This window comes from Microbulbifer sp. JSM ZJ756 (assembly GCF_044383805.1).
GTDB classification, from domain to species: domain Bacteria; phylum Pseudomonadota; class Gammaproteobacteria; order Pseudomonadales; family Cellvibrionaceae; genus Microbulbifer; species Microbulbifer zhoushanensis.
In genome coordinates, this window is record NZ_JBISER010000006.1 from 179,348 (window position 1) to 205,995 (window position 26,648).

A 26,648-nucleotide genomic window follows, 5' to 3' on the forward strand; every position below is an offset into this window, starting at 1 on the left:
TTCGACCCGCACCCGCCAGAAGAATTCCCCCGGCAACACTCGTGGGGCAAATGCCCGCACAGTGATGACAATGGGCACCGGGGACTGCAGCACTGGTGACCGGGACGGCAACCCGTGCCTGGTCCCCGGCCATTGTCACGATCTCCACCGCTTTCCTGTCCCCGCACTACATGCGAATATTCCGTAGCGGCACTGCAGGCCTTGCACTGCGGGCGCCACGATCACAAGAATAACTACAGAGAGGCGGTTTTCATGGATTCCCTGGTCGCAATGTTTGAAGATGCGGTTCCGGCAGAAGTATGCGATCACCTGATACAGCGCTTCGACAGCGCACCGGACAAGCAGGCGGGCCGCATCGGCTCCGGTGTGGACAAGAGCAAGAAAAACAGCTCTGACCTGTATATCTCCAGCATGGAGTCCTGGCGGGAGGAGTGCACCTCCGTCAACCAGGTGGTGCTGCGCGCACTGATGGCCTATTGCCGGCGCTACCCGCATATGCTTACCGGCGCCCTCTCCCCGACCATCTACGATGACAGCCTGCAGGCGCCACGGAACCTGGCCAGCGACGATATCGCGCAGCTTCCCGATGAGCAGCTGCGGATGCTGGTCTCCGGGATCTTCCACTTCGACGGCATCAATTTCCAGCACTACCGCCAATCCACCGGCGGGTTCCGTCACTGGCACTCGGAACACTACCCGCACCCCACCGATCCCGGGCAGAAATCCCTGCACCGGGTGCTGTTCTGGCTTCTTTACCTGAATGATGTGGAGGAGGGGGGCGAGACCGAGTTCATTTACCAGGATATTCGCCTGAAGCCGCGGCGGGGTAGCCTGGTACTGTCACCCTGCGGTTTCACCCATACCCATCGGGGCAATGTACCCACCTCCGGTGACAAGTATGTGCTCACCTCATGGGTGATGTACCGCCCGGCGACCGAGCTCTATGGCACCCGGCAGTAAGCGGCGGCCTGTTGCCGCCCCCCAGGCACTTGCGCAGGTAACCCAACAGGGAATGCGATGCCGGCAGGAACACCCGCGCATACACACCCTCCAGGTCCGGGGGGATAGAACAACTGGTTCACGCGGTAGCTCACACGGCCCTGCGGGTGAAACAGGTGCAGCATCTTGAAATCCACTACCTCACTGAGGTTGGTGGCGGTCACTGGGCAGTCGAGCCCCCTTCCTCCAGTTCCGGCTCGCATAACAGCGCAGGCAGAGGCGGGATCACTGCAGATGCTGGCGTTACTGGCGTTACTGGCGTTACTGGCGTTACTGGCGTTACTGGCGTTACTGGCGAAGGTGCCATCCTTATTCAGGCAACCGGTAGTATTACCCACGCAGGTTACGCAGACCGTATCGCACCATTCCCGGGTAAACCCCCGTGCGCCGGCCGGAAGTGACATGGCCAGGGTTCTCATCACTGCGGCAGGTCACAAGCGAAAGCACGGCAAATCCAATGGCGGCAAATTTTGGCGCAGCAATAATCTTGCTTACCTTTTTGGCCCGGCATGACCGCGACCCAACCAACAAAGCAGGCAAAAACCAGGGAAGCAATAATTTAAGACTCACAAAGGCAAAAGAGAGGCAATTCGGTCAGGGATTGAAGATTGAGGGGCCACTCGAAGAAAAATATATTTTCTATCGGGCTTCGCCCCCTGAATAAGGGAAAGTGCGAAGCATAAATAGATTACCAACGAACATGAAACTGTAATTAAAAATGGCGGCTTCACGGCATAGACAAGGGAGAGGTCTACAGGATTCGATGAAGCCGCCGGAAAAGCACCTCTGGCCAGGGCGTGACGGGCAGGGAAAACGTGCAGCTCTACCCTCCCCGGCCGATTCCGCCGGGATCAGAAAATATAACTGACCCCCAGGCTGAACTCGGTTTTATCGAATGTATAGATATCCCGGTTTTCACGGTTATCGATATTGAGCACCTTACCATCGAGGCTGAATCTCGGGCTCAGCCGGTAGCGCGTCTCGACCCAGGACTTTATTCGATCAGACTCACGCTGATACCGCACGACAGAGCCGTCATCACCGGTCAACTGGTTGGTGCCGTCATATACACTCTGGCGCAACTCCATCCCGGCGGAAACACTCCAGCGCAGTGTCAGCGGCCATTCCAGCTCAGCGCCCAGCGAGTTGCGGGCCGGCGAGTAGCTGTAATAATCCCGGGCCTCCCGCTCCAGGTCGGCACGGTCGTTACTGTCGTACTGGTAGAATGCCAGCAACTCTCCCGCCAGCAGCGGACGGCGCCACTTTAACGCCACCCGCTGACGCCAGCCGTCCAGGTATTCGTAGCCCTCCCCGCCCAGGTAATAACCCGGCAGGTAAGACAGTGACAGGCTACCCAGACCGAACTCCCTCACAAGCCGGCCCACAAGATTGAGCTGGCGGGAAACCTGGTCGCCACCAAGGTAGATAAACTCGCCGGCCACCCCCAATTCCGTGTCCCAGCCCCACCAGCGCCGATCCCGGGACAGGGCTGCGCTCACGCTGTTGAGATTCAGGTTCTCCAGCTCCCGGTAGCGGCGACTGAACGCGTATCCATGCAAGCGCCAGCCATCCACCGGGCTACCGTGCAGACGGTACTGCCCCCAGGCAAAAAGCTCTGTGAAACTGTCTTCCCCTGTTTCCACATCGGCGAGCAGGTCATTTTGCAATGCGTAGGCGTTGTCGTCATAGCCGGCGGAAAGACTGACGAGACCCAACCACTGGCGGGACAGGGCCCCGCGCTCTTCTGCAGCCAGGGCGTTGAGCCGGCTCGTGGCGAGCTTGCGCAGTTTTGCCGAATCCGTAGTCTGCGTCACCTGTCGGTAATGCTTTGCTGCCAGCAGTGGCCGGTCACGCTTTTCCGCTGTAAGCGCCAGGTTGTAGCGTGCCAGGTCGCGCCATTGCGGGTCGTTGAGGAGCTGGTAGAAGTAGGTACCGGCCTCCCGGTATCGCCCCAGCTTTACAAGAGTGACGCCCATGTTGTATTTCAATCGCGGACTATCCTGTCCACGTGCCTCCAGCGACGAAAAAGCGGTGAGCGCACGCTGGTAGTCCCCGGTCTTGAACGCTTTCACACCGTCACCGAACTCTACTGCAGCCACGGACTGTGATACCGCACTCAGTGCAGCCATCAGTGCCAGGCCTCTCAGGTATTCCTTTACCTTCACTTTGCTTACCCCATTGTTCCCTATCAGTATTACCAGTTACAGTCCCGGCACGGGGCACTTCCCCGCGCCAGGCACACATATACTCCACTGTCAGGTTTCGGGGGTATCAGTGGTGGTCCCTTTCGCCTCCTCGATCAGGGTGTTGATATCAGCAGGCATCTGCTCGCGCACATCCTCCGGCAGGCTATTGAGAATATCCTGCATCATCTGGTCGATAATGCCCTCGACTTCCGCACCGGTGAGGCCGTTTTTAACCGCTTCCTCGATCGCCTCGCGGGCGGCCTCAGCGGCCAGCTGTGCGTCGGCTACTGCAGCATTGGCGGCGGCGGTATTACTTGCGGCCATCTCGCGGCTGCGCTCCAGGGCCTCGGCAAATCGCGCCTGTGTCTCGGGATCGAGACTGGCCTGGTCTTCACCGGATGACTCCCCTGCCCGGGCCGCTTCCATCGCCGCCAAGATGGCTGCCATCTGCTGCTCCGCCACTTCCCGCAACTCCGGTGGCAATTCAATGCTGTTCAGCACATCCTGTGCATCCTGTGCGTCCTCGACAACCGACATGGTGACATCCAGGTCGGCCTGGCTTTCAACTTCCTGAGCATGGGCTGGCAATGCCAGGCAGGCGCCAGTGGCCAGACCCAGGACGAGTAGATTTTTCCGTAACATCTTCCTTTACCTCTTCTGGAAAAAAACAACCTGCTTTCAGGTTTTGGTGATGGACGCACCGCCGCCATCCGGTGGCGACGGGATTGAAATTTCCAGCGCCTTGCGCGCGCCGCCATGCTCTATTTCCACCTGGACAGTCCCGCCGCTGATACCCTCCTGCACCAGAAGCGGCAGGGACAGCCGGTTGCCACCGGCAGGAATATCCGCCTGCCACTGCAGGGTATCGACATCGCGGTACCCCTCCAGCACAGCACCGGCCGGCAAGGTCACACGGATGATTGCGCCCCGCAGCTGGCGCGGGCTATCCAGCACCACATGCACTGTATGCGGAGTTTGCCCAACCGGAGCCCATGCCTGGCCCGCCATCGGCGACCGTTCCCGCAGTGCGCCCTGGGAGAAAACCAGGGTGAGCAACATGATGGCGGCAGCTGCCACCGGCCAGCGCGTCGGCTGGAAAAACCAGGCCGGACGCTTATTTCGGGCTTGCTGCGAATCCAGTACCGCACGGAGTACCCGGCGCTCGTAACCGGCGTCCGGCTGCGGGACTGGCATATCCCGGAGAACGCCAATTAACTCATTGTCGGCCAGTTGCGCGGGGGCGGGATGATTCACTGTGTGCCTCGATCGCATGAGCTGCTCCTATGCTCACTAACACGCTTCAGAAATCTGAAGGGTTCCGGGGGAGAGACTTTTTTTAAGCTTGGCGCGGGCGCGATGCAGGCGGGACTTCACAGTCCCCACACTGATATCCATGATGTCCGCCACCTCGATTGTGGTGTAGCCCTCCATATCGTGCAGTAACACGATATCGCGCCATTCATCGTCCAGCTCCTGCAGGGCCCTCTGCAATGCGCGCTGCATTTCAGTACGCCTGAGATCTTCACCGCCATCACCGGGCAATCGACTCTCCTGATCCGTGTCATCCAGCGACTGGCTGGGATCAATGGGTGATGCGCAGCGGCGGCGGTAAAGATCGACAAAGCGCCGGTAGAGCACCCGTACCAGCCAGGGTCCCAGCCGATCGACGCTTTCCAGCTCTGCCGTCCTCGGCAACAGCCGCACCAGCACGTCCTGCACCAGGTCTTCGGCCTCGTGAGCATTCAAGGTCCACCGGTAAGCCATGCGGTACATTCGGCGCAGGTGGGGCGAGACAAGGGACACAAACCGGTCTTCCGGTGAGCGCGGGGCATGGAAAAAACGCGTCAGCCAGGTATTCAAACCACTACTCCCGATTGGCTGGAACTTGGGGTAATGCCGGCCCAATGCGGAAGTCCCCGGAGGGGAGGCATACTGCTGAGGCGGCCTGTCGCTGTTACACGAGCGGGCGGGACAGAGGGTTCCGGAAAATTCTGCCGCGGGGAAAATTTAGCAGGAGGGGGGTGTATTCTGACGCAACGCCTGAACCCAGGCGTCGATTACCGCCGGATTTTGCGAGAGGTTTCAATTGCCTGGCAAAAAAAGGCTTGCCGGCCACTATCGCAACCGGCACAGCTTTCAGCAATGGGATAACGCAATGGCGGCGGGACCGCTATTCCGGGGTTCAGCTGGCGCGCTGGCGCACCGCCTCGAACAGGCAGACACCAGTGGCAACGGAGACGTTGAGGCTGCTCACCTCTCCAGCCATGGGAATGCGAATCAGGTGGTCGCAGTGCTCCCGGGTCAGGCGACGCAGGCCCGAGCCCTCCGCACCCATGGCGAGGGCGACACCACCCGTGAGGCTGGCAGCAAACACATCCTGCTCGGCCTCGCCGGCGGCGCCGAAAATCCATACCCCCGCCTGCTGCAGTTGCTGCATGGTGCGCGCCAGGTTGGTGACTGTCACCAGCGGCAGGACTTCGGCTGCGCCACAGGCAACCTTGCGCGCAGTCGGTGTGAGACCGGCGGACTTGTCCTTGGGCACAATCACCGCGTGTACCCCCGCGGCCTCGGCGGAGCGCAGGCAGGCGCCCAGGTTATGGGGATCGGTTACGCCGTCGAGGATCAGCAGGAAAGGCGCCTCGGATTTCTGGTCGAGCGTTTCCAGCAGTTCCTTGAGGAACCGTTCATCGTAGACTTTCGCGGCCCCCGCACATACGGCCACCACGCCCTGGTGGTTGCCATCGTCTCCCACCTTTTCATCCAGGGCCCGACGGTCCACATAGCGCAGGGCAATATCATTTTTCTCCGCCTGGCGGACCAGCTTTTGCAGCTTCTGGTCCCGCCGCCCACGGAGTAGCAGCAGTTCCTGTACCTGCTGGGGAGAGCTTTTCAGGAGAGCCTGCACTGCGTGCAGGCCATAGACGATCTCTGTGGCCATAAATCCAATTCAACTGGTTGGGTCAACGGGAACCTGCACGTGCCTGGCTACTTTTTCTTCTTGCCCTTGGCGGCGACATGCTTCTTGCGGACTTTCTTCTTGCCCTTGCCGTTACCGGCCTTGGCGGCTTTCTGCGCCGCCTTGCGTGCGGCCACTGCGGGGCGCTTGCCTCCCTTGCGGGGAGGGGTCCGGCGCGGACCGCGCCGGCGGGGCGCCTCTTCCCCCTGTTCACCACCGGCAGGGGCGGATTCCCCTGTGGCCGGGGTCGCTGCAACCGGTTCGGTCTCAGCGGATCCCACCTTGCGCTTGCGGAATGGCGTTTCGCCCGGGGGTGTTTCCGGGCGCTTCTTCCAGGGGCTACCGGCGGCACGGCCGGCTTTTTTTGCAGCATCCCGTTCCGGGCCCTTGGCGCCACCCGAGCCATTGCGCCGGCCCCGCTCTTGCTGGTGTTCAACCGCCATCTCCATGGCGCGCGGGCTGACCCGGGTCTCTTTCTCTTTGCCTCCGCTCTCTTTACCCCCGCTTCCTTTACGCGGGCGCTTGCGCTTGGGGCTCGTCAACAGCTCTTCCAGGGTGAAATCCACCTTGCGCTCTTCCAGGTCCACCCGTGCCACCTGCACGGTTACCGAATCGCCCAGGTGGTAGCGGGTACCACTGCGCTCACCCACCAGGCGCTGGTGCGCCTGCTCGAAGTGGTAGTAGTCCTTGGGCAGCGCGGTGACATGTATCAGCCCCTCGACATAGAGCTGGTCCAGTTCCACGAACAGGCCGAAGCCGGTGACCGCACTGATCACCCCGGGATAGACCTCACCCACGTGGTCCTGCAGGTATTCACACTTGAGCCAGCTGACCACATCGCGGGTGGCGTCGTCGGCCCGGCGCTCGGTCATCGAGCAGTGCTCACCCAGCTGGACCATGGCGGGCATGTCGTAGGGAATGATCTTTTCCCGGGGAATGGCTTCAGCACCCGGCACCGGGTGAACCTTTTTGGCCACCGCCGCCGGGTTGGCGCTGCCATTGCGAATCAGCCAGCGCAGTTCGCGATGCAGCAGCAGGTCCGGGTAGCGCCGGATCGGCGAAGTGAAATGGGCATAGGCCTCATAGTCCAGGCCGAAATGCCCGCGATTCTCGGGCTGGTACACCGCCTGGTTCATGGAGCGCAGCATCATCATCTGGATGATGTGGGCGTCGGCACGCCCCTCCACCTGCTCCATCAACACCTGGAAATCCATCGGCTGTGGCTCTGCCCCGCCTGGCAGGCGCAGCCCCAGCTCACCCAGGTACTCCCGCAGGTTGGTGAGCTTTTCCTCCTTGGGGGTATCGTGCACACGGAAGAGTGAAGGCAGTTCCGACAGTTCCGCCAGCTTGGCGGCACAGACGTTGGCCGCCAGCATGCACTCTTCGATCAACTTATGGGCGTCGTTGCGCTGCACCGGCACGATGCGCTCGATCTTGCGCTGCTGGTCGAACAGGATCCGGGTTTCGGTGGTCTCGAAATCGATCGCGCCGCGCCGGTCCCGCGCGCCCCGCAGTGCCCGGTAGAGGTCGTGCAGGTTATCCAGGTGTGGAGTGAGCGCGGCGAACTGCTTGCGCAGGCCACTGTCGCGGCTGTCGCGCTCCTCGATCATCTGCCCCACCTGGGTATAGGTCAGGCGCGCATGGCTTCGCATCACGCCCTCGAAGAAGCGGAAATCGCGGATCTCCCCGCGCTGGTCAATCTGCATTTCGCAGACCATGCACAGGCGATCAACCTCCGGATTCAGGGAACAGAGGCCGTTGGACAGTTTCTCCGGCAGCATGGGCAGCACGAAATCGGGGAAATACACCGAGTTGCCGCGACTGTGTGCCTCCTCGTCCAGGGCACTGCCCGGGTGCACATAATGGGACACGTCGGCGATGGCCACCAGCAGCTTCCAGCTGTTGTCCGGCATCAGCTCGCAGAACACGGCGTCATCGAAATCGCGGGCATCCTCGCCATCGATGGTCACCAGCGGCAGCTGGCGCAGGTCGACCCGCGCCTTTTTGTCCGCTTCCCCCACCTCATCGGCGATGGCATCCACCTCTTTCTGCACCGCTGCCGGCCAGGTATGGGGCAGGCCGTAATTGCGGATGGCGACATCGATCTCCATCCCCGGCGCCAGGTGGTCGCCCAGCACTTCCGCCACCTCGCCCTGGGGCAGGCTGTCGCGGCTGGGCTGGGTGACGATATCCACCACCACGTACTGGCCGTGCGCCGCACCGGCCACCTTGTCCGCCGCCACCATGATGTCCTGGTTGATGCGCGGGTTGTCCGGGCGCACGAAGCAGATGCCATTTTCCTGGTAAAGGCGACCTGCCAGCTGCCGGGTATTGTGCTTGAGCACCCGGACCACCGCCGCCTCGCGCTTGCCGCGGAAGCCACCGGGGGTCTCGCGTACCAGCACCTCGTCCCCATCGAATACCTTGCGCATCTGCCGGTGGGACAGGAACAGGTCGTCGCCACCGTCACGGGGCGAGACAAAGCCAAAGCCGTCGCGATGGCCGATCACACGCCCGCGCACCAGGTGCATCTTGTCCAGCACACCGAAATCCCCGGCGCGGTTACTGGCAATCTGCCCGTCCCGGGACATGGCGATCAGGCGCCGGCGCACGCCCTCGCGGCGATCCTCATCGTGGATATCCAGCAGTTCCGCCACCGCCTCCCAGGACACCGGCTCATGCTGTTGCTCCAGCAGCTGCAGCAGGTATTCGCGACTGGGCACCGGCTTGTCGTATTTCTCCGCCTCGCGCTGGGCGTGGGGATCGGCGTCGGTATGGTTTGTAGGTTTGTCTCGTGTCAAAACATCGTCCGTTGTTGGGGAACCGCGGCTCATCCACGGTCGCCGGGATCATCCGGCGGAGTCTGCAGGCGGCGGGGAATTGAGAATATGGCCGGGAACCGGCCGGTCGGTGTTGCCGCTCATTGCTGGCAGTATAAGCGATTTCCCCGCGTTTCCCGACCATACCAGAAAAAGTTGAATTAAACGCAAAAAAGGCCGTTGACACCCTGCGGCCAAATCTCTATAGTTCGCGACCTCAACGGCACACGCCGCTGAATTGCCCAGGTGGCGGAATTGGTAGACGCGCTAGCTTCAGGTGCTAGTGACCGCAAGGTCGTGGAAGTTCAAGTCTTCTCCTGGGCACCAATTCCGAAAAGGTCGACTCGCGAGAGTCGGCCTTTTTTCGTTGGGGCGCCCTGCCCCCTGTCCTACGCCGCACTAACGATTCGGGTCGCACCGGTCACAGTCGGCGATTGACACGCCCCGGAAATTCTTTATATTGCGCACCCTCGACGGCGCACACCGTCGAATTGCCCAGGTGGCGGAATTGGTAGACGCGCTAGCTTCAGGTGCTAGTGACCGCAAGGTCGTGGAAGTTCAAGTCTTCTCCTGGGCACCAATTCCAAAAAAGGCCGACTCTCGCGAGTCGGCCTTTTTTATTTCTGCCCCATCCGGCGGCGGGCATCAGCCGGTATTGCGCATCCCCGCGGCGATGCCGGCAATGGTGACCATCAACGCGCTCTCCAGCACCGGGTCGGTATCGCGCTCGCGCAGCCGCGCCATCAGCTCCGCCTGCAGCAGGTGTAGCGGATCCGTATAGGGGTCGCGCACGCGAATCGACCAGCGCATGACCGGGTTGTTGTCGAGCAGGCTCTCATGGCCGGTCAGTTCATGCAGCGCCGATACCGTGTGAGCCAGCCGCTCACGCAGCAGGCCACCGAGGCGAACCAGTTCAGCGTCGCCGGTGAGCCGCTCCTCGTACCAGGACGCCACCCGGGTGTCGGATTTCGCCAGCACCATCTCCAGCATATCCACCGCGGTCTGGAAAAACGGCCACTCCCCGCTCATGGTGCGCAGGGTGGCGGCGCCCTCCTCGCTCTGCAGGGCACTCTCCAGCGCCGCGCCGGTGCCCAGCCACGCGGGCAGCATCAGCCGGATCTGGGTCCACGCAAACACCCAGGGAATTGCCCGCAGAGTCTCGACCCCACCGCCGGGCTTGCGCCGTGCCGGCCGGCTGCCCAGGGCCAGGCGGCTTAGCTCGGTTTCCGGCGTGACGGTGCGCAGGTAACCCACCAGCGCCGGATCGTCGCGCACCACTTCGCGATAGCTGTTGACCGATACCTCGGTGAGCCGGTCCATGGCCGCGCGCCACTCGGGGCGCGGCTCCGCCGGGGGCAACAGGGTGGCCTCCAGGGTGGCGGCCACGTACTGCTCCAGGTTGTAGGCGGCCACGGACGGCCGCCCGTACTTGAAGCGGATCATCTCGCCCTGCTCGGTGACCCGGATACGGCCGGCGACCGACCCCGGCGGCTGCGACAACAGCGCCATGCGGGTGGGCGAGCCACCGCGGGAAATGGAGCCACCGCGACCGTGGAACAGGGTGAGCGGGATACCGTGCTCGCGGAAAATTGCCGTGAGTCCCTCCTGTGCGCGGAACTGGGCCCAGGCCGCGCCCAGGAAGCCGGCATCCTTGGCGGAATCGGAGTAACCGATCATCACTTCCTGGCCCTTCGCCACACGCTGCCGGTAAGACGGAATCTCCAGCAGCGCGCTCATGATATCGCCGGCGTTGTTGAGGTCATCGAGGGTCTCGAACAGCGGCACCACCCGCATGGGTTCCTGCACCCCGGCAATCTTCTGCAGCAGCATTACCGCCAGCACATCGGACGAGGCCCGGGCCATGGAAATCACGTAGGCACCCAGCCCCTCCGGTCCCTGCTCTGCAATCACGCCACAGGTCTCCAGCACCTGGCGTACCTCGTCATCACAGAAGTCGCTCTGGTAGAAGGCGCTGTCGACCAGCGGCCGGCGATTCTCCAGTTCCGCCAGCAGGAAGCGCTGCCGGGTCGGCTCGTCCCAGTCCCCGTAACTGCCGAGGCCCAGGTAGCGGGTGATGGCATCGAGTGCGTCGCTGTGGCGGGTGGACTCCTGGCGGATATCCAGGCGCAGCAGGGTGATGCCGAAACAGTTTAGCCGGCGCAGGGTATCCTTCAGCTGGCCATCGGCGATGGCGGACAGCCCTACCTCGCGCAGGGAGCGATCAATCAGGCGCAGCTCGCCGGCCAGCTGTGCGCCGCTGGTGTAACCCTCTCCCGCCGGCTCTGGATTGCCGTTGACCCGCGCTTCCATCTGCTCGCGGGTCAACTGCAGCTGGTCGCGAACCTGTCGCAACAGTAACCGGTAGGGTTCATGACTGGGCCCGGTGCGCGCCAGCAACTCATCACTGGCGCGATGCATGGACAGGTCAGCCAGCAGGTTTTCCACATCGCGCAGGTACAGGTCCGCGGCCATCCAGCGGGCCAGTTGCAGCACCCGGCGGGTAACAGCGGCAGTCACATTGGGATTGCCATCGCGGTCGCCGCCCATCCATGAGGCAAAGCGGATCGGCACCCAGTCTGCCGGTAGCGGGTCCAGGCCCGCCAGCTCCAGCTCCGCCTCGATTTCGCGCATGACTGCCGGCACCGCTCGCCACAGGGACTGTTCGATAGTGGCGAACCCCCACTTGGCCTCATCCACCGGCGTCGGGCGCTCACGGCGGATCTCGTCGGTGCTCCAGGCGGACAGGATCTGTTCGCGCAGGTGGCGGCGCAGGTGCTCCGCCTCCTCCTCGGTGAGGTCGGGCCGGTCCCGGTCGGTGAGCAGGTCGGCAATCCGGTCGTACTTGCGAATCAGGGTGCGGCGGGTGACCTCAGTAGGATGTGCAGTAAGCACCAACTCCACAGACAACTGGTCCAGCACCGAGCGCACCTTAGCCTTGTCGACACCGGCTTTTTTCAGCTCGGCAAGTACCTGTCGCAGGCCCTGGTCGGTGTCCGGGTCTCCCGGAAAACGCTGGTGATGCCGGTGCAGGCGCTCGCGATGGCGCTGCTCGGCAATATTGGCCAGGTTGAGGAACTGGCTGAACGCCCGCGCTACCTCCAGCAGGGTGTCATCGTCCAGCGGGTCCAGCAGTTTGCGCAGGCGCCCCGCCTGCATCTCACCCTGGCCACGGCTCTCCACCGCCGCCTGGCGTATGGTTTCCACGGTTTCGAAGAGCGGTTCGCCGGCCTGCTCACGCAGAACCGATCCGAGCTCCTCGCCAAGCAGGCGGACATCCTCTCGCAACGGTGCGTTCTGGTCCTGATTCACGAATCATTATCTCCCTGGCAGAAATTTGGCGTTATGTTCGCATATTTCCGCCTGTCGGTTGCCGGGTTGCGCGACAAGCCGGACCACTGGCGGCACGAGTGGCGCAACAGGACCCCAGAATGAAAAGGGGCGACGCAATAACTTCGGCGCCCGCAGTGCGCCGCGCGGAGACTGCGTGCTTTTTACCTGGTGCGGGCAACCAGTATTCCGGCCGCGGGCCTGTATAGGAGTAGTTCAGCTCGGAAGCAGGCAGCTGCAGCTGGCCAGCCGACTGGGATAGAGTCGCCAATAATGGGACCAGCCCGGTTGCTCGACAAAGCCACGCCAAGGCATCGCATTCCGCCTGTTGAAGCTTCTTACGAACCTGCCAGCAAAATCCGCGATCAACCCCTGCCGAGAGAGTCCTGCCCGAAGTGTGTACGGTGGCTAGCGCAGGTTCTCATGAATCATCCGCGCGCTGCCAACCAGGCTGCCAATGCTACCCAGCAATCCCATCACTGTGGCCACTATCAGGTAAATCGAGTTCCCCGAGCTGATGGCGATTGCCCCAACCAGCAGCAGGATCACCAGCGTCACCGGCAACCGGTAAGTGAGCCAGGCGCCCTGGTGACCGCTCTCCAGCAACTGGCGCATGGACTCCAGATCCTCGGCGTTCAGGACAAAGTAGGCAAAGCTGTTGTTCACGATCTGCACGCGGCCGTTTTCGATGCGCACCAGGCCCTGTATCGCCAGCTGTTCAAGTACCTGGGTGTTTGCGGGATTGATGCGCTTGCCGCGCGCAAGGTAGTACAGGGCCAGCTTCTCTTCACTTGAGCAGGCTTCCCACTGGTAGCGGAAACGGGCGCCGGCCTTTAGCAGGATACACAGGATCGAGGCCCACTCCGGCCCGGTCTTGTGCCGGTCCAGCAGGGTGCGCCAGCCCTGTCGCAGGCGACCGCTTGACCCGCGCGCGTGCTCGGCAAGTTCAGGGATCAGGTAGCGCAGCAACCGGCCACCCCGGCACTCCTCAATCACAAAAGCCGGATCTGCGCGCTCCACCAGCGCCTGCGGCAAGTCGACGGTAAAGTCCATCAGCAACTCGGCCCAGGCTGCCCGCTCCTGCGCATCGGGCCAGCTGCGTCCGGGCGCCGGCGCATGGGCATTGAGCAACAAGGTCTCGAAGCACTGGCTCTCCAGGCACAGGCGCAGTTCCGACAAACGTCCTGACAGCTGCATGGACTTTAACTGCCGGACCAACTGCAGCAACCGCGCGCGCCCCGGCGGGGTAGCGAGGCAGGTCTCGATATTTTCCAGGCAGATTGCTGGCGCCTTGCCGGCGACCGGTGCCCCGCCCCGGGAACCCATCCCATTGAGCCGGACACGCACCTCGGGAAACTGCTCTTCATCCTCACTGCTGGTACGCAGCGCCGGGCAGTGGGCCAGCAGCAGGTCCAGTACCGGCGTGGCGGGACCATTGTCCTGGCCGGCCTGGTGCACCAGCATATCCAGGCCGATACCCGTGACTTCCTTATCACACAAATCCACAACCAGTCCTGGTGCCGGCCGAACGCCGCGCAGGCGCCCGCCCGGTCCTGAGAGCTGCTTCAGGTGCACAAGGAAATCCGGCGTACCAAACATCCTGGGAGTAATAACACGCCGGTAGAACATCAGCCAGAGACGGCAGATCACCAGGAATACCAGCACCTGCAGAACAACATACAACGCCATGTGGCCAGCCAGCTGTAATGTGCCGTCACCAGCAGGGCTGGCATCGGGGAGTTCTGCCTGCCCACCGCCAGGGCTGTCGACTTTCCCAACATCGTCGCACGGATCGGGCGCGTGGCCTGCCCGCCAGCGACCGTCATTGGTCCATCCGAGCACATAGCGTCGAAGCCAGTTCGCCACCCCAGTGGTGGCTGTGAGCTGGCTAAAGGTGCCGATTTCTGCCGGCAGCCGATGCCGCTGGTTCGAAGGCTTGCCGTCGCGGGTGCAGGCCAGCGCCGTCCGCCAGCGCGGGCTGATCGGTAACAGGTCCAGCGGATCAGCAGCAAATCGCTTGATAGTATTGGGGTAACGGGTCAGCGCGATCGTTTCCAGTTCGGCCAGCTCCTGGTTGAGACGTGCCGGGTAGAGCTTGCTGGAAAAGTACCAGTGCATCGCCGAAACCGGTGTATTCCCGACACGCTGCAGCTGGCCAATAATCGCCAGGCCAAACAGGAAATACAGCGTCAGCAGGACCAGCAGCCCGCGATCCGGTGCCAGCCCTGCATCACCACCGGAGACGCGCCGCATGTGGAAATAGCGACAGCACCCCCAGGCCAGCACCAGCAACAGTGCGATAACGGGCGCCCATACCGGGGCCGCCGTCGATACAGGGCCCTCGCCGAGCTCCCCCTGTATCACCGAGCCCATGCGGAAACCCAGGTAGAGGCTGGCAATCAGGATTGAAGTAAACAACAGTGTGTTATGGCGGTTGATCGCCAGCGGGATACCCAGCCGCGCTTTGGGATCCCCAAAAATGGCGGGCAGTGCGTATAGCAGTGCGGTCACCAGCAGCAGCGAAAGTCCCATCCCCGCCGTCATCGACAGGAAGAAATTCGTCATCAGGCTGTCGGTACCATCGTCGGGAATAAACGCCACAGCCACCCATTGCTCCAGCGGCAACCGCCCGGCAATAAAATCACCCGAGATGCCGCGGTAAAACCCGGGCACCGCCCGGTTGCGATACAGGCCCGAGCGAATCACCTGACTGATTGCTACCGTTCCCTGCCCCGAGTGAAACAGGTTCTCCACCATGGTCCGTCGGTGATCCATATGAAACAGGACGTCACCTGTGGAGCGATCCACCACCATCAACACCAGGTCCTGCAATTTTTGCGGCTCGTGCCACTCATTAAGCGTCATCGAGGGCAACAGGATATCGGAACCGAGGATATAGTCGCCGGGCGGCCAGTCGGCACCATCTGCCGCCCCTACCCCTTCTTTAGCCAGCGGCATACCGACCGTGGTGCCGCGAGTTCCGCTGCTGAAGTTCAACAGGCGCTGGATATAAAAATTGTGGATACTGCGGGTATCCCCTTCGTCGATGCCATGCTCCGGGTCGGCGCAAGTGGCCCAGCATCCACTGACCGGCGCAGGCCCGCTACCGCGCGCGAAAACCCCGTGCCAGCCTGTACCCGCGCGCACTTCGCGAAAATAATCCCGGTGCCCAAGTGGATAACTGATCGGCGTTTTGTTGCTTTCGACAAACTGGAAGGTCGGCAACACCCGGTCGCCGCTCTGGTTCATCAGGAAGACATTGATCAACTTGGGTCCGCGTTGTGCAGCCATCTGGCTGCTATCGAACCTCTCGCCGACCTCGCCTGGCGTGACAAGTCGCGCACCACAACCAAACAGGTAAACCTGAGAAAACGGAAGCAGCCCCTCAGAACGCTTGTCGGTGATACTGCGTGCAACCGCAACCTCATCAGGACTGAGGGTCCATTCCTTTTCAGCTTCCTCGGGTCGTTCATAGCCGCTCCCGTCTCCTAGGGTCACTGCCTCAACCTGGCGGCAATTAACATTCCCCCCTGGCAGCACCAGTAACCCGGGATCCCGTAGCTCGCCCGCAGCGCCGGGCGTGCCTTCAGGTTTCGTGCCTGCCTCTGGGTGAACCCCGGATGACAACAGCCGGGCGTAATAGGTGTGGAAGCTCTCCAGGTCGCGGAACAGCCAGTAGAGCTCGCTCTCCAGGCGCGCGGAGGTCTCCTGTAACAATTCCCTTGCGTTGGCCTGTTTGCGGGCGACCTCTGCGGCGCGCTCACCCCAGGCGAGCCACAGGGCCACAACCATAATGAAGACAACAAAAGTACCCGCAAAGGTGGCGCAGTAAAAAAACGTACCCAGCGGTTCGTTGCGGGACATCATCACCAGCCGCGCGACGGTCCAGCAGGAAGCCAGGAACATGATTGAGAGCAGCAGCAGGCTGAGATTCCAGCGCTTGTCCTCCTTCAGGTCCAGCAACCGGTCGGGCAGCACCCCTATCAGGTACAGGTGGTCTGATGGCGCGAACCCCTCCCCATTCTCTCCATCGCTCCGCGGAATCAGTAAATCGACTCCCGAGCGCAGGCGGTATGGCTGGATATATACCCGCGACGCCCCGGAACTCAGTACCATATCCACGTAATAGCTGTGCCCTGGCAACTCTTTCCTTTCGTCGATCTCGGGGCCCTCTTTCTTCGAGACCAATCCCAGCCAGCTCTGTCCTCCCTGCGCCTGGATTTCACGACTGATCGCGCGCGTATCGATGATCGAAAGACCTGAGGCCCCGCCAGTGCTGCCGAGAACCCTGCCACCCGCATCCGCGAGCAGGTAGAGGACAAAGTCGCCGCCCGGATCAGGAAGCACATCACTGATGGAAACCTCGTAACCCCTGCCGGAACCGAGACAGCCGATGACATGGCTTCCCTTCAGGGTAAAGACGGAATCGTGGGCCTTCTGCTCCCCTTTTCGCACTACTTCCCTGACCCCGAGGCAATCCGCGTCAGAGGCCGGTTTATACGTCGGGAAAATAGAAACTATCTTGACGTCGCTCTCGCCCCACCAGTTTACGTTGTAGAGCTGCTCAAGGCGTGTATCCAGTTCTGCGGCGACTTCCTGCAGGGTGCGGAAGTAGTAGGTATTGGTAAAGACCTCCTGCTGCTCCTGGTAGCGGATGTAAAAGTAGAGCGATGCCAGCGACGCCAGGGCCAGCAATATCAGCCACCCACGCACCTGCCGCTTACTCGCGGCTCCGCCGTTTGTCTCACTTTGCTTGTCCGCCGCCATGTCCCCAGCCCGACAAGAGAGGGTAATCCCAGGATCCCAGGCCTGTCACAGCGGACGCCCGGGCACATCTACACAATAGTTGGTATGCAGTCCCAGCCTAGTCCAGCGCCCCGGGCCCCGCTAGCACCTGCTGCTGTGACAGCGTCCGGTACAAAGCAATACGGGAAGAGACAATGGTGAAGGGTGCCCTGCCCCGGCAGGGCACAGGGGGCTTAAGCGATTATTTTCGACTAGTGCCGCTACGGAACTACCAGGCCGACCATTGCTGCAGGTACACCACAGAGATATAGCGCAAACATTTGCCGATCCCCACCAGCAGTACGAATAGCCACAGGCGCACGCGCATGATGCCGGCGATCAGGGTGAGGGCATCACCGCCCACCGGCATCCAGGCCAGCAAAAGGGACCAGAAACCATAGCGCTGGAACCACTCCTGGGCACGGCTGATCTGCTTGCGGGAGAAATAAAACCAGCGCCGGTCCTGGAAATGCAGCAGGTAGCGCCCCAGCACCCAGTTCACCACGGCACCGAGGGTGTTCCCCAGTGTTGCCACCGCCACCAGCAGTGCCGGGTCACCACCTTCCCGCAACAGCGCGAACAGTACCACCTCAGAGTAAAAAGGCAGGATGGTCGCGGCGAGAAAAGCAGAGGAGAAAAGGATCAGGTACTCGACTATCACCCGGCACATCTCCGCAACCAGCGAAACAGCCCGAACTGGGAGGGCAGGTAGAACAGGTACTCAGGGTGCCACTGGACACCGATGATGGGCTGCCCCGAGGCACTCTCCACGGCCTGGGTGAAATGGTCGAGGTCCTCACCGACGATTCGCAGGCCCCGGCCCAGCCGGTTGATTGCCTGGTGGTGCAGGCTGTTGACCCGTAACTTTTTGCGTGAGGCCAGGCGCGACAATGCCGATCCCTCTGTGAGGAACACCTGCTTGGTGGGCAGCAGCCCGGGACGGTTGTAGGTTTTCCGCCGCAATGGCCGGATATCCAGGTGCAGGTCGCCACCGAGCACCACATTGATCAGCTGGGCGCCGCGACAGATACCCAGCAGTGGCAGGCCATGCTTGAGGGCATATTCAATCCAGTGAATTTCCAGCAGGTCGCGCTCGGGGTCGGATTTCACTTTTTCCCGCAGGTCCCCGTGATAGTGTTCCGGGCTGATATCGTCGCCACCACCAATGACCAGCCCCTGCAGGGGGCGGCCCGTGGGCTTATGGCGGACGCTGATACGCTCCGGTGTCGCGCCCGCCAGTCGCAGCGCAGCGGCCGTACACCACCAGCCCGGCGACCAGCGGCTGGCCGTGCCGGTTACACCAATCCGTGGTCGCTCAGCCATACCGACATAAACTCAGTCCAGTTTCCACGGTTCACGCCCAGCAGGGGCTGGCTCCGCGCCAGGTATGCCTCGCCCAGTTCTGCCAGCCATTCCGGTCGCGCTGCCAGGGCCTCTACCACGCACCAGGTATTCCAGCTGGAGGCCAGCGACCAGCCCGGCTTTTCAATCTGGCAGTTGGGCAGGCGGTAGTGAAAAGCCGGGCGCGGCTTGATGCGGGGGTCGTCCACGGCCCGGCGCACACGCGCCTCGTCAATTTCCGCCAGCAGTGGCAACAGGTCCAGGGCGCGGTTGCGAGTCGCATTGTGCTGCAGGTAATCGCGGAAGACGTTGTCCAGGGTGGGTTTTTCCCGCTCCAGCAACAGGCGGATATAGGTTTCCGGGTAGAGGTCGATATAGGGACTGACACGCCGGGCGATATCCACCCGATGCGCCTGCACCAGCCACCACTGCAGCAGGGCGAATGCGCGCAGGTAAGCGTCGAGCGTCTCGGCATTCAGTTGCGGGATTTCGGCATTGATATGCACCCCGTAAGCGGCGATCAGCGAATCCTCGGTACCCCTCGCACCGGCCTCGCGCAATGCCGGGGCCAGCGGCTCCAGATCCTTTAGCCGATCGAGGGACAATGGCGGGCAGACCACCTCAATCGGGACCACCAGGGACGCCGCCTGGCTGAGCAACTCCAGCCAGCCGTCGCCACCCTCCTCGGCCCCCGCTTCGGCGGCCTCGCGCTTGAGGAAGTCCCAGTCGATTTCGATGTTGAAGCGGCCCAGCTCGTTGTGCAGCGACAGCTCGGCCACGGAATCGGAGTGTAATTCCCCACCCAGCGCCGACTGTACCGCTTCACCGGCCTGCTTCAGCGTCACACCGGAGAACTCGAGCTCAAAACCCACCCGGCGGCGCTCGCCGGATTTGGTGTCGAGCAACGGCGGCATGGCAAAACCGGATTCTTTAATAGCCACGGTTATTCCCCCAGGCAAATTTCCAATCGTTGCGCCAGATTGCCTACCCTAACACGGACGGCAATCCGCTGCCGGCGGCTGCCCCGATCATACACCTGTTACCTGTTCGCAAAACTGCGGTTACCGTGTGCCCAAAGGCTGCCACCACCAGCCCCTGTCACCGGTACTTCTGTCCCGCGGAATAGCCCTGTCGGAAGGATGACTCCCGGCCTGCCAGGCGCAGAAATCATGGCCATCGCTTTCCCGACCCTATTGCACCTACAATGAGTGCCAGCAGCAGCCAGGAAGGGAGCAATGGCAGAAAAGTTTTCTATTGGCGGTGTCGAGGTTGCCCGGGGGGAAACCCGCCGCATCGAACTGCCGATTGTCCGGCTTTATACCGGCACAGACATGGCGATCCCGGTTTACGTCAAGCGCGGCAAGAAACCGGGTCCAACCATGTTCGTCTGTGCCGCCATTCACGGCGATGAACTGAACGGTATCGAAATCATCAGCCGACTTATTGGCAGTCGCAGCCTCAAGAACCTGCGCGGCACCCTGATCGCGGTACCGGTAGTCAATGTGTATGGGGTTCTGGAGCAGTCCCGCTACCTGCCGGACCGGCGCGACCTGAACCGCTCCTTCCCCGGTTCCGACAAGGGTTCACTGGCTGCGCGTATGGCCCATGTGTTCCTGGAGGAAATTGTCTCCAAGTGCGACTACGGTATCGACCTGCATACCGGCGCCATCCACCGCAGCAACCTGCCGCAGATTCGCGCCAACCTCGACGACCAGCCCACCCGTGACATGGCCCGCGCCTTCGGTGTGCCCGTGCTGCTGAACAGCACCCTGCGCGACGGCTCCCTGCGCCAGGCGGCAGCCGACCTGGGCGTGCGTATCCTGCTCTACGAGGCCGGCGAGGCCCTGCGTTTTGACGAGTTCTGCGTACGGGCGGGCCACAAGGGCATCATCAATGTCATGCGTCACCTGGAAATGCTGCCGCGAGTGAAGAAAAAGGGCAATATCGAACCCTTTGTGGCCAGGCGCAGTGGCTGGTTGCGGGCCACCGGCAGCGGCATAGTTAACTATCGCAAGGACCTGGGTGACCATGTACTGAAAGGTGAGGCGCTGGCTTCCATCTCCGACCTGTTCGGCGAGGAGATCGACCGGGTACCCTGTAATGCCGATGGCATTGTGATCGGGCGCCAGAACCTCCCGCTGGTGCAGGAAGGCGATGCCATGTTCCATATTGCCTACTTCCATGAACCCCAGGAAGTGGCCGAGAACCTGGAACTGTTACAGGACAGCCTGCTGCCGGATGAGAACTTTTAAGCGGCCCTGAAACAACAGTGCCGGGCTGAAGCCCGGCACTGTTTGGATTAAACAGGGGTTTTCACTATTACTGGCGCTCGCGCAGGGCTTCCAGCACCTCCTTGCTCGGGTAGCCCTGGACCTCAACACCGATCTCCTTCTCAAACTGCTGCACCGCCTTGCGGGTACCCGAGCCGGCCTTGCCGTCGATCTCACCCTCGTAATAGCCGCGGGCCTTCAGCAGTTTTTGCATTTCCTCCACCTGGGCCGGGTCCAGCGGGGTAAACGGGCGCGGCCAGTCCTTGACCAGTCCCTTGCCGCCGCCGATCTGGTCCGCCAGCAGGCCCACCGCCGTGGCATAGCGATCGGAGTTGTTATAGCGCTTGAGCACAAAGAAGTTTTTCAGCATCAGGAAAGCCGGGCCCTCGCGACCGGCGGGAAGCTTCAATTCGGCAATATCATCCGGGCGCGGGAACGGCTTGCCATTGACCCGCTTGACGCCGAGCTGCTCCCACTTGCGCAGCGGCAGCTTGCCGGCAGGCAGCTTGCGCTCGGGGATCGTCACCTCATAACCCCAGGTCTCCCCGCGGCGCCAGCCGTTACTGGAGAGCAGGCTGGCGGCCGTGGCCAGGGCATCCGGTACGGAGTTCCAGATGTCGCGCTTGCCATCGCCGTCGATATCCACCGCATAGGCCTGGTAGCTGGTGGGGATAAACTGGGTATGCCCCATGGCGCCGGCCCAGGAACCCACCAGGTGCTTCTCGTCGACGTCGCCACTCTCGAGGATTTTCAGCGCCGCCAGCAGCTGCTGGCGACCGAACTTGCTGCGCTTGGGATCCGCATAGGCCAGGGTTGCCAGCGACCGCACCACATTGCGGATTACCCTGTCATTATCGAGGATGGCACCGAAGCTCGATTCAATCGACCAGATCGCCAGCAGGATATTGGGATTGACCCCATAGCGCTGTTTTATCTTGTCCAGCCAGGGTTGCAGCTCTTCTTTCTTGGCACGGCCCATGCGGATCGCGCGCTTCTGCACCCGGTTGTCAAAGTACTGCCACACCGGCGCCTTGAACTCCGGCTGGTAGCTGGCCTTGTCCAGTACCCACTGATCCGGAGAATCAATGCCCTCAAAGGCGCGATCGAACACTTCCGGGGAAATACCGTTATTCAGGGCGGTCTGGCGAAATTCCTTCACCCATTGCTGGAAGCCCGCATCAGCGGCCAACAGTGGTGTGGAGAAAACCAGGCACAGGGCAAGCCCCGCACGAGTGAGCCATTGGGACAGTGCGGGCCGCAATACGGGCAGACTGGACATGCAAACTCCTTCGACAGTCAGTGCTCGCCATAGGGTAGAGCCGGCGACGGCAAACTGAAAGTCGAATCGTGTAGAGCGTGACGCCGGTCAAGCACTGGCGCCAACCCCGTCGTCACCCACGGCACGCCGGAATCAGGGGATAACGTAAATCAGCACGGCAAAGAAATGCAGGATACCGCCGGCCAGCACGAACAGGTGCCAGATGGCATGGTGAAAGCGCAGGCTGCGCCAGAGGTAGAAGGCGATACCCCCGGTATAACAGAGGCCGCCGATCAGCAGCAGCCACAGGCCACCGGGTGCCAGATTATCCAGCAGTGGCTTGGCCGCCACCACCACCACCCACCCCATCAGGGCACTGAGGGTAATCGACAGGGCACGCACCTTTTTCAGCGGCGTAAACTGGATCACCAGCCCCGCCAGGGCAAGCCCCCAGATAATCCCGAACAGCCACCAGCCCCAGGAGCCCGCGGGCGAGGAAGCCTCGCGCAGGGTAACCAGGGTAAAAGGCGTGTAGCTGCCGGCGATCAGCAGGAAGATGGAGGCATGGTCAATGGTGCGCAGGACGCCCTTGGCGCGCTCGTGGGTGACACTGTGATAGAGGGTCGAGGCACCGAAACAGAGAATCAGCGTGGCAGCGTAGATGCTGCAGCTGACAATATGCCAGGCATCCCCATAGACCGCGGCGAACCCGCACAGTATGCCCAGCCCGGCAATGGCGAGCAGTGCGCCGATGCCGTGGGTGACGCTGTTGGCGATTTCCTCGGCGAGACTGTAGCGCGAGACGGCGGTGCTGGATGACATGGACTACCCCGGAAAATCATGAGTCTGGAGTATGGCACAGGAATGTGACCAAATTCTGAAAACGGGTTCCATCATCAACAGAGATGGGGAGGAAAGCAAGGGCCATGACGGACCGGCTGTTCACAATACAGGCAGGAGGAATTGGTCAACGTGAGCCCCCGGCCGGGGGCTCCGGCAACGCGACCGGGCAGGCTCCCGGCCGCGCTGGCTATCGATCCCGGCGGCTCAGACGCTGGGGTTGTGGATACCCATCTCGCACAGGGCCGAGGTTTCACGCACGATGGTCTCGCTGCGATCCGGGCCGGTGGAGACGATGTCGATCGGCGCACCCACCAGTTCCTCGATACGGGCAATATAGGCACGCGCATTGGCGGGCAGGTCAGCCTCGCGGCGGACGCCAAAGGTGGTATCACTCCAGCCGGGCAGGCTCTCATATACCGGCTCGACTCCCTCCCAGCCAGCGGCGTCGAAGGGTACCGGCACTTCCTCACCGGCGCTGTTGCGGTAGCCGGTGCAGATCTTCACCTCGTCCAGGCCATCGAGCACATCCAGCTTGGTCAGGCACAGGCCGGAAATACTGTTGATGCGGATGGCATGGCGCACCGCCACGGCGTCGAACCAGCCGGTGCGACGCTGGCGCCCGGTGGTGGCGCCAAACTCGTGGCCCTTCTCGCCCAGGTGGCGGCCGACGTCGCAGCCCAGCTCGGTGGGGAAAGGACCGCCGCCGACGCGGGTGGTATAGGCCTTGGTGATACCCAGTACATAGTCCAGGTAGAGCGGGCCGAAACCGGAGCCGGTGGCGGTGCCCCCGGCGGTGGTGTTGGATGAGGTCACGAACGGATAGGTACCGTGGTCGATATCCAGCAGGGAGCCCTGGGCCCCCTCAAACAGGATGTGCTCACCGCGCTCGCGGGCGCAGTGCAGCCAGTCGGCCACGTCGGTGATCATCGGCACCAGCTGGTCGCGCCACACCTTCGCCTCCGCCACCATGTCGTCATAACTGACCGGGTCCACCTTGTAATACTGCGTCAGGGCAAAGTTGTGGTATTCCAGCAGTTCTTTCAGCTGTTCGCAGAAGTAATCCCAGTTGCACAGGTCGCCCAGGCGCAGGCCGCGGCGGGCCACCTTGTCCTCATAGGCCGGGCCGATGCCGCGCCCGGTGGTACCGATGGGGTTATCGCCGCGTGCCTTTTCCCGGGCCTGGTCGAGGGCCACATGCACCGGCAGGATCAGCGGGCAGGCCGGGGACAGGCGCAGGCGCTCACGCACCGGCACGCTCTTGTCCTCCAGCTCGGCCATTTCCTTCAGCAATGCTTCCGGCGACAGCACAACGCCGTTGCCGATCAGGCAGGTGACACTGGGGCGCAGGATGCCCGAGGGAATCAGGTGCAGGACGGTTTTTTCACCGTCGATGACCAGGGTGTGGCCGGCGTTGTGCCCGCCCTGGAAGCGGACCACCAGGGAGACCTTTTCGGTCAGCAGGTCGACGATCTTGCCCTTGCCCTCGTCGCCCCACTGGGTGCCCAGCACTACTACGTTCTTACCCATTTGCCTAAATCTCTGAATCCACGTGATACTGCAGCGGCCGCCGCTGCAAATTCAATAATCTTAGTCCGGTTCAGCCCCGCGGCTGCACCACCCATTCACCATCGCGCTCAACCAGTTCACGGTCGCAACGTTCCAGGATCTCCCCCTCACCGATATCGGGCATGGCGGTAATCACCACCTCTCCCGCGCGGCGCAGGGCATCCACCTTGCGCCACAGGGACTCGCCATCCACCTGCGGGGCAAAGATTGCCCCGGGCTCCGCCAGTGAATCGCGGCCGAGGGTATTCAGGGCCACCAGGTCAGTACTGAAGCCGGTGGCCGGACGCTCGCGACCGAACACCGACCCGATACCGTTATAGCGGCCGCCATTTGCCAGAGCCTGGCCGTGGCCCGGGGTATAGGCGGCGAACACCAGCCCGGTTTCGTAGTCGTAGCCACGCACTTCGCTCAGGTCAAAGAAGAGCTCCACTGCCGGGTAGCGCTGCGCCAGGGCGTCAGCCACCTGCTGCAGGTCCGCCAGTGCCTCCCGCAGGGCCTGCGGCGCCTCGTCGAACAGCTCCCGCGCCCGTGCCAGGCAGTCATTGCCGCCGGCGAGGCCCGGCAGCGCACACAGCCAGCTGGCGATGCGGGTTTCACCAATATTGTCGGCGACCCACTGCTGGATATCGGCGCTGGCCTTGCTCTGCAGCATCCCGAACAGCTCACCCTGCTGCTCGGCATCCAGGCCGGCGGCTGCCGCCAGGCTGCGGTAGATTGCCACATGACCCAGGTCCAGGTGGATCTGCTCCACCCCGGCGGCCAGCAGGCTTTCCAGCATCAGCGAGATGACTTCGATATCGGCCTGCAGGCTGTCGACACCATAGAGTTCGGCACCGATCTGGATCGGGGCCCGGGAGCCCATGGCTGTGCGCGGGCGCGTATGCAGCACCTGGCCGGCATAGCACAGCCGGTTGGCGCCGGCACGCGGGAAGCTGTGAGCGTCAATGCGCGCGGCCTGGGGAGTGATATCCGCACGAATGCCCAGGGTGCGCCCGGACAACTGGTCGGTCACCTTGAAGGTGCTGAGGTCGATATCGCGGCCCATGCCGATCAGCAGGGAATCGGTAAACTCCACCATCGGCGGGATTACCAGTTCGTAGCCCCAGCTGTGATAGAGGTCCAGCAGGCGACGGCGCAACGTTTCGATGCACTTGGCGTCCGCGGGCAGGATTTCGGCGATGCCTTCCGGCAGCATCCAGCGATCTGGTTGGGTCATGATTGCAACAGGCGCTGATTGTGAAGCGACGGGAACCGGCCGGACAGGCCGGCAGCCCACAAAAAAACCGGGCGACGCCCGGTTTGCATGATTTTACCATCAAGTGGCCGGCGGAAGGTAGGGGTAACAACCGGGCCGGGGGCACCATGCCCCCCCGGCACCGCATTATGTGCCCTGACCGGCCGGTTAGGGGGGACTCAGTCCCTCTTCCCCTCGGCATCCTTGAGGTAGCGGAAGAACTGGCTGTCCGGCTCGATCAACAGCATATCCGCGCGATCGTTGAAGGACTCCCGGTAGGCCTTGAGGCTGCGGGTAAAGCGATAGAACTCCGGGTCCTTGCTGAAGGCGGCCGCGTAAATGGAAGCTGCCGTGGCATCCCCCTCACCGCGCAGCTCCTCGGCCTTGCGCTCGGCCTCGGCCTCGATCTCCACCACCTGGCGGTCCGCATTGGCGCGGATGCGCTCACTGGCCTCCTGGCCCTTGGCGCGGTGGTCACGGGCTTCCAGCTCCCGGCCGGCACGCATCCGCTGGAACACGGATTCCGACACTTCCGGCGGCAGGTCGATGCGCTTCACCCGCACGTCAATCACTTCCACGCCCAGGTTTGTCTGCGCCACCTCATTGAGGTTCGTGGTGATTTCGGACATCAGCTCATCACGCTGGCCACTCACCACCTCGTGCAGGTCGCGCACACCGAACTGGTTACGCAGGCGGTTATTGATCTGCTCGGAAAGCAGGCGCACCGCGTTGCGTTCGTCGCCGCGGGTGGCGACATAGAAACGGCTCACGTCAAAGATGCGGAACTTCGCATAGGAGTCCACCATCATGAACTTGTTTTCCGAGTTGAGCATCCGCACCGGCTGTGAATCGACCGTCTGGATTCGCGCGTCGAACTTGCGCAGCTCATGTACCAGCGGAATCTTGAAATAAAGACCCGGCTCATAGTCGGTCCGCACCAGTTCACCGAAACGCAGCAGCACCGCCTTTTCGGTCTCCTTGACCACGAAGGCACTGGAGGAGATCGCCAGCACTGCCAGCAGCAGCGCGGCGATGATTACGAGAGTTCTGTTGTTCATGCTTCT

The 26,648-nt window shown here is 62.4% G+C and carries 19 protein-coding genes and 2 tRNA genes; 5 read left to right on the forward strand and 16 right to left on the reverse strand.

From position 1 onward, the window contains the following. Positions 1–252: 252 nt before the first annotated feature. Positions 253–960 (forward strand): 2OG-Fe(II) oxygenase, encoded by a 708-nt coding sequence (locus ACH6CX_RS11575; protein WP_396675444.1) that lies wholly within the window; start codon positions 253–255, stop codon positions 958–960. Positions 961–1,456: 496 nt separating this feature from the next. Continuing rightward, positions 1,457–1,663: a hypothetical protein gene (locus tag ACH6CX_RS11580; RefSeq protein ID WP_396675445.1), complete on the forward strand. Its 207-nt coding sequence runs from the start codon at positions 1,457–1,459 to the stop codon at positions 1,661–1,663. A 187-nt stretch (positions 1,664–1,850) separates the two neighbouring features. Here the strand turns inward: ACH6CX_RS11580 and ACH6CX_RS11585 are convergent, their stop codons facing one another. The 6 genes from ACH6CX_RS11585 to rnr all read right to left on the reverse strand — a co-directional run bounded on the left by ACH6CX_RS11585 (position 1,851) and on the right by rnr (position 8,975). Further along, the gene (locus ACH6CX_RS11585) at positions 1,851–3,164 is read right to left on the reverse strand and encodes a hypothetical protein (protein WP_334079147.1); all 1,314 of its coding nucleotides are present in this window, start codon (positions 3,162–3,164) and stop codon (positions 1,851–1,853) included. 90 nt (positions 3,165–3,254) lie between these two features. After that, complete coding sequence (locus ACH6CX_RS11590) at positions 3,255–3,827, reverse strand: hypothetical protein (RefSeq protein ID WP_237064171.1); 573 nt, start codon at positions 3,825–3,827, stop codon at positions 3,255–3,257. A 36-nt stretch (positions 3,828–3,863) separates the two neighbouring features. After that, positions 3,864–4,457 carry a hypothetical protein gene (locus ACH6CX_RS11595; protein ID WP_232940704.1) on the reverse strand — a complete coding sequence of 198 codons (594 nt, stop codon included), beginning with the start codon at positions 4,455–4,457 and terminating at the stop codon, positions 3,864–3,866. A gap of 18 nt (positions 4,458–4,475) precedes the next feature. Beyond that, on the reverse strand, positions 4,476–5,045 hold the full coding sequence (locus tag ACH6CX_RS11600; RefSeq protein ID WP_396675446.1) for an RNA polymerase sigma factor: 570 nt from the start codon (positions 5,043–5,045) through the stop codon (positions 4,476–4,478). Positions 5,046–5,367: 322 nt separating this feature from the next. Next, positions 5,368–6,123, reverse strand: coding sequence for a 23S rRNA (guanosine(2251)-2'-O)-methyltransferase RlmB (rlmB, locus tag ACH6CX_RS11605; protein WP_232940702.1), 756 nt, complete (start codon positions 6,121–6,123; stop codon positions 5,368–5,370). Between the two features lie 47 nt (positions 6,124–6,170). Continuing rightward, the gene (gene rnr / locus ACH6CX_RS11610; protein WP_370636649.1) at positions 6,171–8,975 is read right to left on the reverse strand and encodes a ribonuclease R; all 2,805 of its coding nucleotides are present in this window, start codon (positions 8,973–8,975) and stop codon (positions 6,171–6,173) included. 225 nt (positions 8,976–9,200) lie between these two features. Here rnr and ACH6CX_RS11615 point away from each other — a divergent pair. Next, positions 9,201–9,287: transfer RNA gene (locus tag ACH6CX_RS11615), tRNA-Leu, on the forward strand. A gap of 166 nt (positions 9,288–9,453) precedes the next feature. Then, positions 9,454–9,540 (forward strand) — tRNA-Leu (locus tag ACH6CX_RS11620). A gap of 65 nt (positions 9,541–9,605) precedes the next feature. On the opposite strand, the gene ppc is transcribed toward ACH6CX_RS11620, so the two are convergent. The 5 genes from ppc to ACH6CX_RS11645 form a co-directional block, all read right to left on the reverse strand. Continuing rightward, entirely contained in the window at positions 9,606–12,269 is a 2,664-nt protein-coding gene (gene ppc / locus ACH6CX_RS11625; protein WP_396675447.1) for a phosphoenolpyruvate carboxylase, read from the reverse strand. A gap of 426 nt (positions 12,270–12,695) precedes the next feature. After that, a complete protein-coding gene (locus ACH6CX_RS11630) occupies positions 12,696–17,000 on the reverse strand; it encodes a hypothetical protein (RefSeq protein WP_396675448.1) in 4,305 nt (1,434 codons plus the stop codon). Positions 17,001–17,301: 301 nt separating this feature from the next. Continuing rightward, positions 17,302–17,733 (reverse strand): YqaA family protein, encoded by a 432-nt coding sequence (locus ACH6CX_RS11635; RefSeq protein WP_232940698.1) that lies wholly within the window; start codon positions 17,731–17,733, stop codon positions 17,302–17,304. Next, positions 17,730–18,395, reverse strand: coding sequence for a gamma-glutamyl-gamma-aminobutyrate hydrolase family protein (locus ACH6CX_RS11640; RefSeq protein ID WP_237064164.1), 666 nt, complete (start codon positions 18,393–18,395; stop codon positions 17,730–17,732). The genes ACH6CX_RS11635 and ACH6CX_RS11640 overlap by 4 nt, the downstream gene beginning before the upstream one ends. Then, positions 18,368–19,354, reverse strand: a complete 987-nt coding sequence (locus ACH6CX_RS11645; RefSeq protein ID WP_232940696.1) for an amidoligase family protein — start codon at positions 19,352–19,354, stop codon at positions 18,368–18,370. The genes ACH6CX_RS11640 and ACH6CX_RS11645 overlap by 28 nt, the downstream gene beginning before the upstream one ends. 294 nt (positions 19,355–19,648) lie before the next feature. Between ACH6CX_RS11645 and ACH6CX_RS11650 the strand changes: the two genes are divergently transcribed. Next, a complete protein-coding gene (locus ACH6CX_RS11650; RefSeq protein WP_232940695.1) occupies positions 19,649–20,665 on the forward strand; it encodes a succinylglutamate desuccinylase/aspartoacylase family protein in 1,017 nt (338 codons plus the stop codon). A gap of 67 nt (positions 20,666–20,732) precedes the next feature. Here the strand turns inward: ACH6CX_RS11650 and ACH6CX_RS11655 are convergent, their stop codons facing one another. The 5 genes from ACH6CX_RS11655 to hflC form a co-directional block, all read right to left on the reverse strand. Further along, positions 20,733–21,962 carry a lytic murein transglycosylase gene (locus tag ACH6CX_RS11655; RefSeq protein WP_232940694.1) on the reverse strand — a complete coding sequence of 410 codons (1,230 nt, stop codon included), beginning with the start codon at positions 21,960–21,962 and terminating at the stop codon, positions 20,733–20,735. A gap of 132 nt (positions 21,963–22,094) precedes the next feature. After that, positions 22,095–22,763 (reverse strand): hemolysin III family protein, encoded by a 669-nt coding sequence (locus ACH6CX_RS11660; protein ID WP_232940693.1) that lies wholly within the window; start codon positions 22,761–22,763, stop codon positions 22,095–22,097. Between the two features lie 225 nt (positions 22,764–22,988). Next, a complete protein-coding gene (locus ACH6CX_RS11665; protein WP_232940692.1) occupies positions 22,989–24,311 on the reverse strand; it encodes an adenylosuccinate synthase in 1,323 nt (440 codons plus the stop codon). 70 nt (positions 24,312–24,381) lie between these two features. Continuing rightward, on the reverse strand, positions 24,382–25,566 hold the full coding sequence (locus tag ACH6CX_RS11670) for an ATP phosphoribosyltransferase regulatory subunit (RefSeq protein ID WP_232940691.1): 1,185 nt from the start codon (positions 25,564–25,566) through the stop codon (positions 24,382–24,384). Between the two features lie 197 nt (positions 25,567–25,763). Continuing rightward, a complete protein-coding gene (hflC, locus tag ACH6CX_RS11675) occupies positions 25,764–26,642 on the reverse strand; it encodes a protease modulator HflC (protein WP_396675449.1) in 879 nt (292 codons plus the stop codon). Positions 26,643–26,648: the final 6 nt, after the last annotated feature.

Excerpts from the sequence above, each read along its gene's own strand:
- ACH6CX_RS11575 (WP_396675444.1), top strand. The coding sequence starts at position 253 with ATGGATTCCCTGGTCGCAATGTTTGAAGATGCGGTTCCGGCAGAAGTA.
- ACH6CX_RS11580 (WP_396675445.1), top strand. The coding sequence starts at position 1,457 with ATGGCGGCAAATTTTGGCGCAGCAATAATCTTGCTTACCTTTTTGGCC.
- ACH6CX_RS11590 (WP_237064171.1), bottom strand. The coding sequence starts at position 3,827 with ATGTTACGGAAAAATCTACTCGTCCTGGGTCTGGCCACTGGCGCCTGC.
- ACH6CX_RS11595 (WP_232940704.1), bottom strand. The coding sequence starts at position 4,457 with ATGCGATCGAGGCACACAGTGAATCATCCCGCCCCCGCGCAACTGGCC.
- rlmB (WP_232940702.1), bottom strand. The coding sequence starts at position 6,123 with ATGGCCACAGAGATCGTCTATGGCCTGCACGCAGTGCAGGCTCTCCTG.
- rnr (WP_370636649.1), bottom strand. The coding sequence starts at position 8,975 with ATGAGCCGCGGTTCCCCAACAACGGACGATGTTTTGACACGAGACAAA.
- ACH6CX_RS11640 (WP_237064164.1), bottom strand. The coding sequence starts at position 18,395 with ATGGCTGAGCGACCACGGATTGGTGTAACCGGCACGGCCAGCCGCTGG.
- ACH6CX_RS11650 (WP_232940695.1), top strand. The coding sequence starts at position 19,649 with ATGGCAGAAAAGTTTTCTATTGGCGGTGTCGAGGTTGCCCGGGGGGAA.
- ACH6CX_RS11655 (WP_232940694.1), bottom strand. The coding sequence starts at position 21,962 with ATGTCCAGTCTGCCCGTATTGCGGCCCGCACTGTCCCAATGGCTCACT.
- ACH6CX_RS11660 (WP_232940693.1), bottom strand. The coding sequence starts at position 22,763 with ATGTCATCCAGCACCGCCGTCTCGCGCTACAGTCTCGCCGAGGAAATC.
- ACH6CX_RS11665 (WP_232940692.1), bottom strand. The coding sequence starts at position 24,311 with ATGGGTAAGAACGTAGTAGTGCTGGGCACCCAGTGGGGCGACGAGGGC.
- ACH6CX_RS11670 (WP_232940691.1), bottom strand. The coding sequence starts at position 25,566 with ATGACCCAACCAGATCGCTGGATGCTGCCGGAAGGCATCGCCGAAATC.
- hflC (WP_396675449.1), bottom strand. The coding sequence starts at position 26,642 with ATGAACAACAGAACTCTCGTAATCATCGCCGCGCTGCTGCTGGCAGTG.